General features: G+C 35.0%; 11 protein-coding genes and 1 pseudogene. 9 read left to right on the forward strand and 3 right to left on the reverse strand.

Annotated features, from left to right (window positions below; genetic code table 11):
- Positions 1-173 precede the first annotated feature (173 nt).
- The 4 genes from ACO6UW_RS03235 (at position 174) to ACO6UW_RS03250 (ending at position 5,819) form a co-directional block, all read left to right on the forward strand.
- On the forward strand, positions 174-1,898 hold the full coding sequence (locus ACO6UW_RS03235) for an acetolactate synthase 3 large subunit (RefSeq protein ID WP_017482044.1): 1,725 nt from the start codon (positions 174-176) through the stop codon (positions 1,896-1,898).
- Positions 1,898-2,389 (forward strand): acetolactate synthase small subunit, encoded by a 492-nt coding sequence (gene ilvN / locus ACO6UW_RS03240; protein WP_002114824.1) that lies wholly within the window; start codon positions 1,898-1,900, stop codon positions 2,387-2,389. Before ACO6UW_RS03235 ends, ilvN begins: the two co-directional genes overlap by 1 nt.
- A 32-nt stretch (positions 2,390-2,421) precedes the next feature.
- On the forward strand, positions 2,422-3,438 hold the full coding sequence (gene ilvC, locus ACO6UW_RS03245) for a ketol-acid reductoisomerase (protein WP_002115094.1): 1,017 nt from the start codon (positions 2,422-2,424) through the stop codon (positions 3,436-3,438).
- A gap of 326 nt (positions 3,439-3,764) precedes the next feature.
- Positions 3,765-5,819 (forward strand): bifunctional diguanylate cyclase/phosphodiesterase, encoded by a 2,055-nt coding sequence (locus ACO6UW_RS03250; protein WP_005066201.1) that lies wholly within the window; start codon positions 3,765-3,767, stop codon positions 5,817-5,819.
- Positions 5,820-6,235: 416 nt separating this feature from the next.
- Here ACO6UW_RS03250 and ACO6UW_RS03255 read toward each other — a convergent pair whose 3' ends face one another.
- Entirely contained in the window at positions 6,236-6,808 is a 573-nt protein-coding gene (locus ACO6UW_RS03255) for a TetR/AcrR family transcriptional regulator (protein WP_057076970.1), read from the reverse strand.
- Between the two features lie 326 nt (positions 6,809-7,134).
- Between ACO6UW_RS03255 and ACO6UW_RS03260 the strand changes: the two genes are divergently transcribed.
- The 3 genes and pseudogenes from ACO6UW_RS03260 to ACO6UW_RS03270 all read left to right on the forward strand — a co-directional run bounded on the left by ACO6UW_RS03260 (position 7,135) and on the right by ACO6UW_RS03270 (position 9,717).
- Positions 7,135-7,998 carry a hypothetical protein gene (locus tag ACO6UW_RS03260; protein WP_057076969.1) on the forward strand — a complete coding sequence of 288 codons (864 nt, stop codon included), beginning with the start codon at positions 7,135-7,137 and terminating at the stop codon, positions 7,996-7,998.
- 227 nt (positions 7,999-8,225) lie between these two features.
- Positions 8,226-8,297, forward strand: a pseudogene (locus tag ACO6UW_RS03265) (hypothetical protein); the annotation flags it as partial.
- A 220-nt stretch (positions 8,298-8,517) separates the two neighbouring features.
- Complete coding sequence (locus ACO6UW_RS03270) at positions 8,518-9,717, forward strand: tyrosine-type recombinase/integrase (RefSeq protein ID WP_002053261.1); 1,200 nt, start codon at positions 8,518-8,520, stop codon at positions 9,715-9,717.
- Here the strand turns inward: ACO6UW_RS03270 and ACO6UW_RS03275 are convergent.
- Positions 9,710-9,931, reverse strand: coding sequence for a hypothetical protein (locus ACO6UW_RS03275; protein WP_000541019.1), 222 nt, complete (start codon positions 9,929-9,931; stop codon positions 9,710-9,712). The genes ACO6UW_RS03270 and ACO6UW_RS03275 overlap by 8 nt on opposite strands.
- Before the next feature lie 221 nt (positions 9,932-10,152).
- On the opposite strand from ACO6UW_RS03275, the gene ACO6UW_RS03280 reads away from it, so the two are divergent.
- A complete protein-coding gene (locus ACO6UW_RS03280) occupies positions 10,153-11,049 on the forward strand; it encodes a hypothetical protein (RefSeq protein WP_042075174.1) in 897 nt (298 codons plus the stop codon).
- Between the two features lie 2 nt (positions 11,050-11,051).
- On the opposite strand, the gene ACO6UW_RS03285 is transcribed toward ACO6UW_RS03280, so the two are convergent.
- On the reverse strand, positions 11,052-11,978 hold the full coding sequence (locus ACO6UW_RS03285) for a hypothetical protein (RefSeq protein WP_002053248.1): 927 nt from the start codon (positions 11,976-11,978) through the stop codon (positions 11,052-11,054).
- A gap of 165 nt (positions 11,979-12,143) precedes the next feature.
- Here ACO6UW_RS03285 and ACO6UW_RS03290 point away from each other — a divergent pair, with 165 nt between their 5' ends.
- A complete protein-coding gene (locus ACO6UW_RS03290; protein ID WP_042075172.1) occupies positions 12,144-13,781 on the forward strand; it encodes a hypothetical protein in 1,638 nt (545 codons plus the stop codon).
- The last annotated feature ends 226 nt before the right edge of the window (positions 13,782-14,007 follow it).

Genomic DNA, 14,007 nt, shown 5'->3' on the forward strand with positions numbered 1-14,007 from the left:
ATCCAGACATGCTTTATTAATGTTAAAAAAGCTTATACGGCTGAAAAACAGAAATTTTTCTATTGCAACGAAAACTAGACAATATGTGTGCTATAACAGTGCAGACAATTCAATGAATGAAACACTATTTGTGCCTTCCATAAATAGTGATAAAGATTTTAGGGTGAATCACGTTGGAACTTTTATCTGGTGGTGAAATGCTCGTTCGTGCTCTTGCGGACGAAGGCGTTGAACATGTTTTTGGTTATCCAGGCGGCGCTGTATTACATATTTATGATGCGCTATTTCAACAAGACAAAATCAATCATTACCTCGTACGTCATGAACAAGCTGCTGGTCATATGGCAGATGCTTACTCGCGTGCTACAGGTAAGACTGGCGTAGTACTGGTCACTTCTGGACCTGGCGCAACTAATACTGTGACTCCAATTGCAACAGCTTATATGGACTCAATCCCAATGGTGATTTTGTCTGGCCAGGTTGCATCACATCTTATTGGTGAAGACGCTTTCCAAGAAACTGATATGGTAGGTATTTCACGTCCTATCGTGAAACACAGCTTCCAAGTTCGTCATGCAAGCGAAATTCCTGCAATTATCAAAAAAGCATTTTATATCGCAGCAAGTGGTCGCCCTGGTCCAGTTGTAGTCGATATTCCTAAAGATGCGACAAATCCTGCAGAAAAATTTGCGTACGAATATCCTGAAAAAGTGAAGATGCGTTCTTATCAGCCACCTTCACGTGGTCATTCTGGCCAAATTCGTAAAGCAATTGATGAGCTTTTAAGTGCAAAACGCCCTGTAATTTATACGGGTGGTGGTGTTGTTCAAGGTAATGCATCAGCATTATTGACTGAACTCGCACATTTACTAGGTTATCCAGTAACTAACACACTTATGGGCCTTGGTGGCTTCCCTGGTGATGATCCACAATTCGTGGGTATGTTAGGTATGCACGGTACTTATGAAGCAAATATGGCGATGCATAATGCTGACGTCATTCTTGCAATTGGTGCGCGTTTTGATGACCGAGTAACCAATAACCCAGCAAAATTCTGTGTGAATGCTAAAGTTATTCATATTGATATTGATCCGGCGAGCATTTCAAAAACAATTATGGCGCACATTCCAATTGTAGGGGCAGTTGAGCCTGTACTTCAGGAAATGTTGACGCAATTGAAACAATTAAATGTGTCTAAGCCAAACCCTGAAGCAATTGCTGCGTGGTGGGATCAAATTAATGAATGGCGTAAAGTTCATGGTTTAAAGTTTGAAACCCCGACCGATGGCACAATGAAGCCACAGCAAGTTGTTGAAGCTTTATATAAAGTCACTAACGGTGACGCCATCATCACTTCAGATGTGGGCCAACACCAAATGTTTGGTGCGTTGTATTACAAATACAAACGTCCACGTCAATGGATTAACTCAGGCGGATTGGGCACCATGGGCGTAGGTTTACCTTATGCAATGGCTGCGAAGCTCGCTTTCCCAGATCAACAAGTTGTTTGTATTACTGGTGAAGCTTCAATTCAAATGTGTATTCAAGAGCTTTCAACGTGTAAGCAATATGGCATGAATGTGAAGATCTTGTGCTTGAATAACCGTGCTTTAGGTATGGTGAAGCAGTGGCAAGATATGAACTATGAGGGCCGTCACTCAAGCTCATACGTTGAATCATTGCCTGATTTTGGCAAGTTAATGGAAGCTTATGGTCACGTTGGTATCCAGATTGATCATGCTAATGAACTAGAGTCGAAGCTTGCTGAAGCAATGGCGATTAATGATAAATGTGTATTCATTAATGTCATGGTTGATCGCACGGAACATGTTTATCCAATGCTGATCGCAGGTCAGTCTATGAAGGATATGTGGTTAGGTAAAGGGGAGCGTACATAATGAGACATATTATTTCTGTACTCGTTGAAAACGAAGCTGGTGCGCTTTCTCGCCTTGTTGGTTTATTTAGCCAACGTGGATATAACATTGAAACACTGAATGTTGCGCCAACCGAAGACCCAACTTTGTCACGCTTAACATTAACAACTTATGGTGATGACCATAAGATTGAACAGATTACAAAGCAGCTCAATAAACTTGTTGAAGTTGTAAAAGTAGTTGATTTATCAGAAGGTTCACACATTGAGCGTGAACTGATGCTGATTAAAGTAAAAGCGTTAGGTGCTTCACGTGCTGAAATTAAGCGAACGGCGGATATTTTCCGTGCGCAGATTGTAGACGTGACACCAACTACCTATACCATTCAAATAGCAGGGACAACTGAAAAATTAGATGGTTTTATCGATGCGCTTGCAGAAAACACTATTCTAGAAGTCGTTCGTTCAGGTGTATCTGGTATCGCCCGTGGCGAAAAAGTATTAGCCATTTAATTTTTTAAAAAGTATTTTAGCGGAGAACACAAATGCAAATTTTTTACGATAAAGACTGTGACTTATCAATCATCCAAGGCAAGAAAGTAGCGATTATTGGTTACGGTTCTCAAGGTCATGCTCATGCACTTAACCTTAAAGACTCAGGCGTAGACGTAACTGTAGGTTTACGTGCAGATTCAGCTTCTTGGAAGAAAGCTGAAAATGCAGGTCTTAAAGTTGCAGAAGTTCCTGCTGCTGTTAAGCAAGCTGACCTCGTAATGATTTTGACTCCAGATGAATTCCAATCACAACTTTACCGTGACGTGATTGAGCCAAACATCAAAGAAGGCGCGACTCTTGCATTTGCTCATGGTTTCTCTGTTCTTTACAACCAAGTTGTTCCACGTAAAGATTTAGACGTAATCATGGTTGCTCCAAAAGCACCTGGTCACACTGTACGTTCAGAGTTCCAACGTGGTTCAGGTGTTCCTGACCTAATCGCAATTCACCAAGATGCTTCTGGTAATGCACGTAACGTTGCTCTTTCTTATGCTTCTGGCGTAGGCGGCGGCCGTACAGGTATTATCGAAACTTCATTCCGTGAAGAAACTGAAACTGACTTATTCGGTGAGCAAGCAGTTCTTTGTGGTGGTGCGGTTGAATTAGTGAAAATGGGCTTCGAAACTTTAGTTGAAGCTGGTTATGCACCAGAAATGGCTTACTTCGAATGTTTACACGAACTTAAATTGATCGTTGACTTAATGTTCGAGGGTGGTATCGCTGACATGAACTACTCAGTATCTAACAATGCTGAGTACGGCGAATATGTAACTGGTGTTGAAGTAATCAACGAACAATCTCGTGAAGCAATGCGTAATGCATTGAAACGTATTCAATCTGGTGAGTACGCTAAGATGTTCATTCAAGAAGGTGCGTTAAACTACCCATCTATGACTGCTCGTCGTCGTCAAAATGCTGCACATGGTATTGAAGTAACTGGTAATAAGTTGCGTGCAATGATGCCATGGATTCAAGCAAACAAAATCGTAGACAAAGAAAAGAACTAATTTTCTTTATCTAACGCTTTAAAAGAACCCTGCTTTAAGCAGGGTTCTTTATTTATACTATTTTATTTGAATGCGAAAATTGCGATTAGGTCAACTTGACTAGATTAAATAAATTCTATATTTTTCATATAATTGGCTGCTTAATTTTTATTTACTTTATTGATTTATAAAGTAAAAAATACTTGACCAAAAGATAGATAATGTTATTGTTTATAACTGACTGAATAAGTCAAATTTACTAAAATTTCTTTAACATGTTTAATTGTATTTTGGGCAATGAGTTGAACAAAATAAAAAAAAGTATTGAATAATCATGGAAGTCCAATATGGGTCATGTTGATTACGATAGCACATTGATCGTCGGCTCTTTTATTGCAGCTGGCTTCATTTGTTATATTGTAATTTCCATGGAGCAGCTAATATTCAAGCAAGTCTATAAGAAATTTGAGTCCTTAATTTTATTTATTAATGGATTGCTACTCGCCTTAGCAATTAGCATCGTCCATATTGTTGGTATACAAGCTTATCATCTGTTTGATACTGCTCACTCTAATATTCCTTTAATTGCAATTTCTTATGCCATTAGTGCATTGTTATCTTGCATTGCGATGTGGTTGACTTCGCGTTTTACGCTCCCTTTATTTAGACTCATTTTGAGCTCGATTATTATGGGAATCGGAATTTCAGCTTCATATTACATTAGCATGTTGGGCTGGAATATTAATGTTTATAAAAAAGATTACACTTCGTTTTTACTTTTATTTTCTGTATTAATTGCAATGAGTGGTTCAGGGCTAGCGTTTTTACTCGCCTATAAATTAAAAGACACTGAACGATATCGCTTAACTTTAAAAATCGCATTTTCGGTTATGATGACCTTAAGTATTATGGGGATGCACTACACAGCGCTTATTGCGACGAATATTACTGATAAATTTATTAGCCAATATCAGGCTGAGCATGACTTATTATTATTTACAATTATTCTAGTCACCTGTTTGGTACTCGTAGCAAGTTTTATTGTTGCAATGTTAGAGCAACGCCTTACTCAACAGAATTTAGAGCTGCGTAAGGCAAATAAAGAATTAGCTAACTTATCTATACAAGACAATTTAACCAAATTACCTAACCGCCTTTATTTAGTGGATTATGCTGAAGTATTACTTTCAGATCATCGATACAAAGACCAGAAAATTGCTTTCTTATATATTGATTTAGACCGATTTAAATCGGTGAATGATGCATTTGGACATCATGTGGGTGATCAATTACTTATTCAGATGGCGAACCGCTTACATTGGCAACTCAATGAGAAGTGCAAACTACTTAGAATTGGCGGTGATGAGTTTTTACTTATTGCTGAAAATACAAATGCCGATGAAGCAGTTATTTTGGCTGAGAAAGTTTTACAGCTGATTCAAGAGAGTTATCAGATTTCTGGTAAAGAAATTAATATCTCTGCAAGCTTAGGAGTGGCACTATTTCCTGAGCATGGACAAAATGTTCAGGACTTACTCATGAATGCTGATGCCGCGATGCTCATGTCTAAAGAACAAGGCCGAAATACTTACACCATCTTTAGTTATTCAACCCATCAACAAGAAACGAGAAGTCAGTCAAAACTGATCAATGATCTTTATAAGGCCGTAGAAGAAAAGCAGTTCATCCTATATTACCAACCAAAATTTAATACGAACCTTGAGGTCTGTGGCGTTGAAGCATTAATCCGTTGGAATCATCCAGCTTTAGGAATACTCACACCGCATATGTTCATAGAAGGTGCAGAAAAAACGGGTTTGATCATTCCCATGGGATATTGGGCACTTGAGCAAGCTTGCCTGCAAATTCAAGAGTGGGAACGCAGTAACACCCCATTTTATCCAGTCGCAGTAAACCTATCTGCACTACAGTTCGAAAATAAAAAATTATTTAGTACACTCGAAGCATTATTGAAAAAATATCAAATTCAACCTCATCACTTAATTGTTGAGATTACTGAATCAACTGCAATGCGACATATCGATTTAAGTATTCGTGCTTGTGAGCGACTACGTGATATGGGCATTCGAGTCGCAATTGATGATTTTGGAACAGGCCATTCAAGCTTTTTATATTTAAAAGATTTACCTGTAGATGAATTGAAAATTGATCGTGGTTTTATCGTTGACTTAAAACCAGGCTCAAAAGAAGAAGTTATATTAGAAAGTATAATACATTTAGCTAAAAAGTTAGGTTTAACCGTAACAGCGGAAGGGGTGGAAACTCAACAGCAAGTTGAGATTTTAACCCGTTTGGGTTGTCAGCAATTTCAGGGTTATTTATTAGGAATGCCTGTTCACGTCGATCAACTGATTGAATCTCAAGGCGCTCACTTCGCTTAATCTTTTCTATATCGATTTTTTAAACTTAACATTTCCTTTTAATTTTATCTTTAAAGAACAATTAATTAAAATAAATTTATCTGCTAAAACACACCTATATATTTGTAGTAGTGAATAGTATTAGCTTCTCAGTTAGTTGAGTATTTTACATATAATAATTTATAAATATATACTGTAAGTATAAAGTAATTCTAATAAATTTATGTTTATATTTTATAAAATATAAGGGGTTAAAAGGGTTGTTATAAAATATTGTGAAGTTTATATAATAATTAGAATTAATGAAGATAGAACTAAATAAAAATATTAATTTTTAGGGAGTGAATAGATTTTGGGTGGAGTTAGAGAGTAGACTCCACCGAACAAAAAATAACTTCTATCTTTATTAAAATATAAAAACTTAATTAATTTATAAATTAAATAGTTGCATACTCTTGAACTGTTTCTAATTCAATAATTTTGTTTATATAAGACCACGTTTGTTCTGGGTTAATCTTTCCTTTATTTATAGTGCCATCAATAATGATTCCATCTACAATGTTAAGAAAGAGGCCTGTTAGGATTTTTGTGTTTTCTACTTCTAACTCTGAAAGAGCTGAGAAAACTAATGAGTAAATCCACTCCCGATACTCATTAATTTGATGCTTAATAGAAGGGTACAATTGCATGACTTCGATGGTCGCTTTTTTAAATAAGCAGCCATTAAAGTCATCTGTATTAATCCAGTCGATATACCAATGAAATATCTTTTTTAATTTAATCAATGGGTTGTTGATGTTTTTTATTTTTTCCAATATTGAATATTGGATCTCTAAATTTCTTTTATAAAGACATTCTTCAATTAAGGCTTCTTTAGAAGAAAAGTATTTATAAAAAGTCATTTTTGCAACATTTGACTCAGCAATAATGCGATCAACACCAATAGAAGTATAGCTTTTTTGGTTAAAGAGGGATGTTGCAGTTGTTATAATAGTTTCTCTTTTTGTCATCGGGTTCCCCGTTGCGGATATTTTTTGATTAACTTTGCTATTGTAAAGTGTATAAGCTTAAATAAAACTTATTTTATAGTATTTAAAAAATTATATTTATTCAATAGCTTGGTTAATTTAAAAAACAACATATTATATATTTAATTGGCAATAGTTTACTTTTTTAAATATTATTAATTAATCCGTTGATTTGTTGAGATAATACACATAGTATCAACTTGTTAAGTATGGGTGTGCGGAATTTATTTTAGCAATTGAATGCAAAATTGTAATAAAGAGAGAGCCTGTAACTTAACTATAAGAAAAACTTTTTACAGAGAATGATTATGTTAAAAAAATTTGAAGACTTTAATAATCCAAGAGAAAAAGCATTGCAGGGGATGAGAAATAGTATTCCTGCAAAACAATGGGATGAAAATTTACAATTTCTTAAACAGTTAAGAAACACGATTGCAGAGTTACCAGTTTGCAACCATCCTGCTATTGAACTGTTAAACGGTGGATATCTTGATAAACAACGTTTGACTCTTATTCATTTAGAATATCGTCATGCGATTGTACAAATTTTTACTGATGCTTTATTAAAGGCTCAATTTTTAACAAAACAATTGGAACCTAAACTCCACTCTGGGGCAAAGATGTATCCACGGGTATTATTAAGTTTAAATATACTTGATGAGTTTGGTTTTCGCCCTGGTTTAGATAAAGATAATTACTATCTGGGTAATCCTGAATATGCTCATTATCCTTTATATGAAGATTTACTTAATGATTATGGTTTAACGGAGCTTGACCGTCGTAATTATAAACCATCAAAATTTGCAGATCAGGTTAAATCATTTTTAGAATCTTCTTATGATAGTTATATTAACGTCGTGGCATTATTAGCTGTTGCAGAGGAGGAAGTCATTCTTTTTAGTCCTCCATTACGTCAAGCAACCAAATTCGTAAATATCGATGTTGAAGGTGGTGGTTACTACCATGTACATGGTGTATCTACGGATGAAACGGCTGAAGCTGCTGATGATGACCATCAAGACGACTTGTGGTTTGCATTAGCACAAGCGATTACTCCAAGTGACTATGAAAGTTTAACCAAATTATGTCTTGATTATTGTGCATTGTGGACTGAATTTTGGGATGCCCAAATTGCCGATGTTCAATTTATTGATGAAAAGAAATTGGCATAAGTTTCTAAGTTTATTCATAAAAAGCCTGTTTATGTTGAACAGGCTTTTTTAATGGTGAATGCTATGAGTTCTTTAGGGCTTCACGAAAAATATTCCCGACATGAAAACACGGGCAGACAACTCAACAATCTCTAAACAGTACCTATAAATCTGCTACAATTACGCCAATTTTTATTTTGATCGACTTTAGATCTTTGGCACTGCAATCTCCGCAGTAGGTGTATTTCATGAGTTTTAAAGATGAGTTAGCGGCACAGGTCGCTCAACGACGCACATTTGCTATTATTTCCCACCCAAATATTTGATATCTATTCAAGCCCATTCAACCTATTTCAAATATAATAATAAAATCATTGTAAGTACTGTAAAAATATAAAAATATTGCTATTCTTTATCTGATATATCTTTCAACCCCGTTCAATGGATTTCAAGTCTAGTCAGTATGTTTGTGTACATATGTGTGTACATATTTTCTAGAATTAGCTACTTGAAAAAAAATATGTACACAGGTGGAGTAAAATGCCTTTAACAGATACTTGGCTTAAGAAGAATCTAGATCGTGAACGTTCAGCTATACATACAGAGCCTGATCAAGATGGATTGAGCGTTCGTGTATCGCAAAAAGGAAAGCTCACTTTTCAGATGCGTTTTCGATATAACGATAAGCAAGCTCGTTTAGACTTGGGAACCTATCCAAATATGAGCCTTAAAGAAGCTCGTATTGAATTGCAGAAAATGAAAGCAATTTTAGAAAAGGGACATGACCCACGTATTCATAAAAAAGTAGAACTTCACAAGATCACAGAGGCTATAACTTTTGAAGCGTTATTTCGTGAGTGGCATGCGAAATATAGTATTCCTAATAAAAAGAATGCAGATCAATATTTGAGATCATTTGAACTTTATGTTTTCCCAAAGTTAGGTGGCATACCTGCTGAGCAAATCACATTACATATGTGGTTAGATTTACTAGAAGAGCAATTTAAACAGTCGCCATCGATAACTGATCGCATTCTTACGAATACAAAGCAGTGTTTGGATTGGGGGATCAATCGAAAATTAATTGAGCAAAACCCTATAAGACATATCACTGGAAAACGTGACTTGAATATTAAGAAAAATAAAACTGTTCGAGTATTACAAGATGATGAGTTGTCTTTAATTTTTAAAATTTGTGATGAGTCTAGAACATCATTAAGGAATGTTTTATTTCTCAAGTTATGTTTGTTTTATGGTAATCGATATAGTGAGTTGAGGCTTGCACGGAAATCAGATTTTGATTTTAGTAAAAATACATGGACAGTACCGTATGAAAATCATAAGACAGGAGAAAGTAAAGGGGACATTGTTCGACCTATTATTGATGAGATCAAACCGTGGCTTCAGTCTGCAATGGATTTGAGTAATTCTGAATACATTTTCCCACATGAAAATGGCAAAGAGCCAATGGGGCGTAGTGGGCCAACAGATACCCCTTATAACTTCATGCAATTTGCAAGGAAGAATTATAAATTTGAAATGGATCATTGGTCTATGCATGATTTACGGCGTACAGCAAGGACAAATTTCAGTGCGTTTACGAGTAGGGATGTTGCGGAACTGATGGTTGGTCATGTGATGCCTGGGGAACAGGGGACATATGACTATTATGATTATCAAAAAGAGATGTCGAAAGCTTATAAAAAATGGTGGAAAAAGTTAAGTAATCTGTCTAGCTAGACAGATTACTCATTTGGTTGTTATTGAAATATTTGAGTAGCCATTCATTAAACATTTCTTCATCCCAAAGACTAGAAGAGCCAGCACATTTTTTAATAGGTTGTGGCATCGGTTGTTCGAACATTTTTTGATTAGGTTGTTGGTAACGCCATAATGTTGAAGGAGAGCAATTTTTAAGTTTGTGGCGAATTTCTTTAGATGTTAAGTAGCCCATACCTTTGATCCTTTTGTAGTAATAACAATTAGATGAAAGAACTAATTTCCAGCTTTAAATACAGGTCAGAGAGCAACGCGTATTTTTAAGTCATTAGTTCTGTTTGTTGATGAGGTCACTATAAAATTTAGAAAAGGATTAAAGTAGATCAGTACTCATGTATAAAAAAAATTTAGCATTATCAGGTTATAATGTTTTGTTAAATAAAGGATTAAAAAATTATGGAATCAAAAATAACTTCAGATTTAGCATTACTTGAACAAAACATTGTTGAAAATTTCTGTTACTACTATCAGTGTGATTTGGTGGCAGAGTTTGGGAATCCATTATATGCAGCTATGAAAGAAAAAATTATGCTTCGAATGAAAGATAATGATTTTTCACTCAGTGAGCAAGCCTTAAGTCTGATAGAGGCGAGTGGCGATCTTAAATCAATTCCTTTTAAGCCTACTCAAATTTTTGAACTTCTTACTCAGATCAATAGCTTAAGACAAGGGATGGATCAGTTAAAAAAGACGCTCCAAAAAAATCATTATTCAAACATTTTAATGGCGTATGTGGATGCATTGGGTGGAGAGCTATATTTAATCTATAACTCGACGCTTGAAAGACAAGCCAAAGCAGTAAGGGCAGCGATGGCAAGTCACACTAAAAATTTATACCCAAGACGTGAAATAATACTTAGCGTTTTACGTGAGCAACTTGCTCAACGTGGGCATAAATGGGATAGCCTGAATCAGGCGGTCACTTCAATAATTCCTATATTAATAAAAGAGTTTGAAAAATATGATCTCATTTGGATCAAATCTCAAATGAACTTGATGCAAGCGGAGCTTCAAAAACTTGAACAAGAAGATACGCTCAAGTCTGAACCACTTTTAGATAATTCAATAAAACGTAAAAAAGTAACATCTGCTGTAAGAGCTAAAAAGATCGATAAAATTCAAACTGAAATTAAAAAATTAGACAGTATTCTTCATTCAAAAAATCCTTCATTCATGCTTAAGCATTTGAATTACAAAATACCATATAACAACACCGTGTATTTGGATGAAACGATCATTCATTGGCTGAGGGAACAGCCTGAAATATTGAAGGAAATATTGAATCCAATTTAAGCTTATTTGTTGGTGAATAGTTTTATTGGGTTTGTAAGGTACTCTGGCACAGCTCTCTGTTTGTTATCAGTTTTTTCTTCTATGCCATCATGAATAATTTCTCCTTGTTTAGTAAATCCTGAAGGTCGTGGATAAATAGGTGGGTAATCGTTTTCAGAAATAGGCGCAAGAGTTGTATGAAGGGGATTTGTGGTTTCTGATTTGAGTTCCAGTGTCGCTTTTATGCGGAGAAGGTTGTTATTAAAATCAGATTGTAAATTCGATTTTATTATCCTACGAGAGTTCTCCTTTTCTTCGTCACTTTGAGAAGCATAAATTTGGTCAAGGTCATCTTCATTCGGAAATTGGTTTTCTAGGACTTCCAATTTTTGCTGGGTTGAAACCCATTGGCTGAATAAGTAATCCTGAATTTTCTGATTGAGTGCATGTGCTGTCTCAAGCTCTAATTTGTGCTTACTATTTAGATACGCTTCAAAATCTCGCAGTTTTTGAATTTGTTCCTGTAATTTATTAATTTGAATTTGTTGCTTTAATTTGTCTTCATCAAAACTATTAATGACATGTTCAAGTGTCCCTGAAGCACTGCTATGTTCAAGCTTTTTTTTGATTTGTTCAAGCTTGGATGTTGAGCTTTTACTTATTCTTGCCTGAATACGGCTTTTGTGCTGTTTAGAGGTTTGGTGCTTGTGCTCCCTAAATTTTTTACGAATGGTTTCATAGAAATCTTTAGATGCGGCGACAAATTCTTTTGTCGAAAGTATGGCTTGTTCTTGATCATAACCGAATAGGATTTGGGGTTGGGATATAGACACTGTAAATTGTTTTGGGATTAATTTGCTCCATGCATCTTTATTTTTTTGGATGAAATCTTCCTTAGCTTTACTGTCTTTCTTCATCCAATTTTCAAAATGTTCGTATGGTCTTGTCATGATGAGCATTTCTTATGAAATTAATAACAGGAATAATATTAACTTATTAGTAAGTTAATGTTAACTATAATGTTAAATTAATATTTACTAAATTTTAATGGTTGCGTATATGAGTTTTATCATCCATATTTGTGAAATTACAAGTGGGTAGTGTTCGATAGCTTCATGGAAGATAGATTTTTACTTTTTTTACTTGCTCATGAATTTTCTCCTATTACTTTGAGCCCAACAGCACGATGGTTGTTACTCCAAATAATTCAAATGTATGGAGGGCAAGAATTTTGTTTAACATCTGCAATGAGTGCAAAGAAGTTTGTATTTCATGATAAAAAATTGCAGACAACGCTGAATGAGTTACAAGAGCATCAAATAATTGTTAGAGGAATTGATGAAAAATCTTGCAAAGAATTTGTAAGAATAGATATTGAAATGTTTGGTCTTTGGGGGAGTGTAAAAACGATAGGTGATTTTGAGAAAGAGCGATGGTTCTCTAAGATGATGAATCATGAACTTCCGCTGAAGGCTCTTTTTTTTCACCTTGTCGATACCAAATTAAATGACTTTTATGTACATCACTTACAACATACTAAACCGATATTATTTGGAAAAATAGATTTCAAAACGGCATTGGTATTAATGGTATTGGTTAGACATAGTAATCAATTTGGAATTACCAATAAATGCGGAATTCATAAATTAAAGCATAAAACAGGACTGTCTAAAGATGCGATCTTTCGGTGTATCAAAAAATTAAAGCAACAGGGACTCATTCGTACACGAGTCGATGGGACTCAATCAAGCAAGATTATCAGTCGAATGAATCCATTTTACGCACTCAACTTATCGCATGAGCTTTGGGGGGATAAAGCTCGATATGGTCGATTTTATATTGAGAAAAGTAAACCCACTCAGCTTTTTGAAGTACAACGGGTAGGTCGTTTACTTCAGTTGTTTGAAACCTTTAATAGAGAATTGGACTATTATTTAAATTTTAGACAAGATCCACATTCAGCATATATCAGTTTGATACAGCATGAACCTAGAATCTTGAGTGATCGCTTATGCCAGCGAACGGTATTCAATTTTGAAAATTCATCCAGAATGGCTCAGGATGATTTAGAAAAGAAGCTTGTTCTTAATTTATTGAGTGGTTACTTTGAATTAAAAAAGCACCCTGTAGCTAAGAAGTGGTTGAAAGAAGTCATAAGTTATAATGAGTTGGACACCAAGTCGAATAATTTTGCTAACGCTTTAATGGCTTGCGCATTATTTCAGTGTTATTTGGAGCAGTGGAGTTTAGAGTTATATTCCTCCTCAACTAGATTGAAGCAATTATTACTAAATTTTGATGTTGTAGAAGTATATGATCTCAAGAGGCTTGAAAAAAACCTTAAGCTAAGTTCTTTGCTTCAGATAAATGATCGCGATTTGAGTAGATTCTTCGAACAAGAAATTCAAAGTGTTACCTTCTTAATTAGTTTTTTACTGACATTGATTGCAAACAATAAGCTTTATCCGTTCCTTGCTAAGCAAAGTAATATTAAGCAGTTGAAGCCTTTCAGTATTATGCCTCGTTCATATCATCAACAAATATATAGCTGCATTTTTATGATTGATCCAACCCTACGAGCAAATGAGTTTTACTTATTGGATGAAACAGATGAGGACTTTTCCGAGAGTCAACAACACAAAAATCGTGATTCAAATTTCAGTTCTTTTGACTCACCAAGTTTACAGCAATTACAAGATTTTGGTTTGCTTCCTGTGGAATGTAGGGAGGTAGATTGCTTAGTTAATATTTAACTATATTGGCGTAACTTTAGCCTAAGCAAATTTCGATGTATATTAGGATACATCGATGGTTAGCATCATATGGTTCAATGATCTTACCGAGGCAATAGCTTAAGGTACTTAACAGGTATCTTATATAATTATCTATAAGTAATATATTAATAATATAAACAATATCTTATCTAGTTGAGTAAGTACAATGAGTTGCTTAGTTCAGTATAGCCCATACTCAAATGGG

This window comes from Acinetobacter sp. JADD-222 (genome assembly GCF_049310645.1).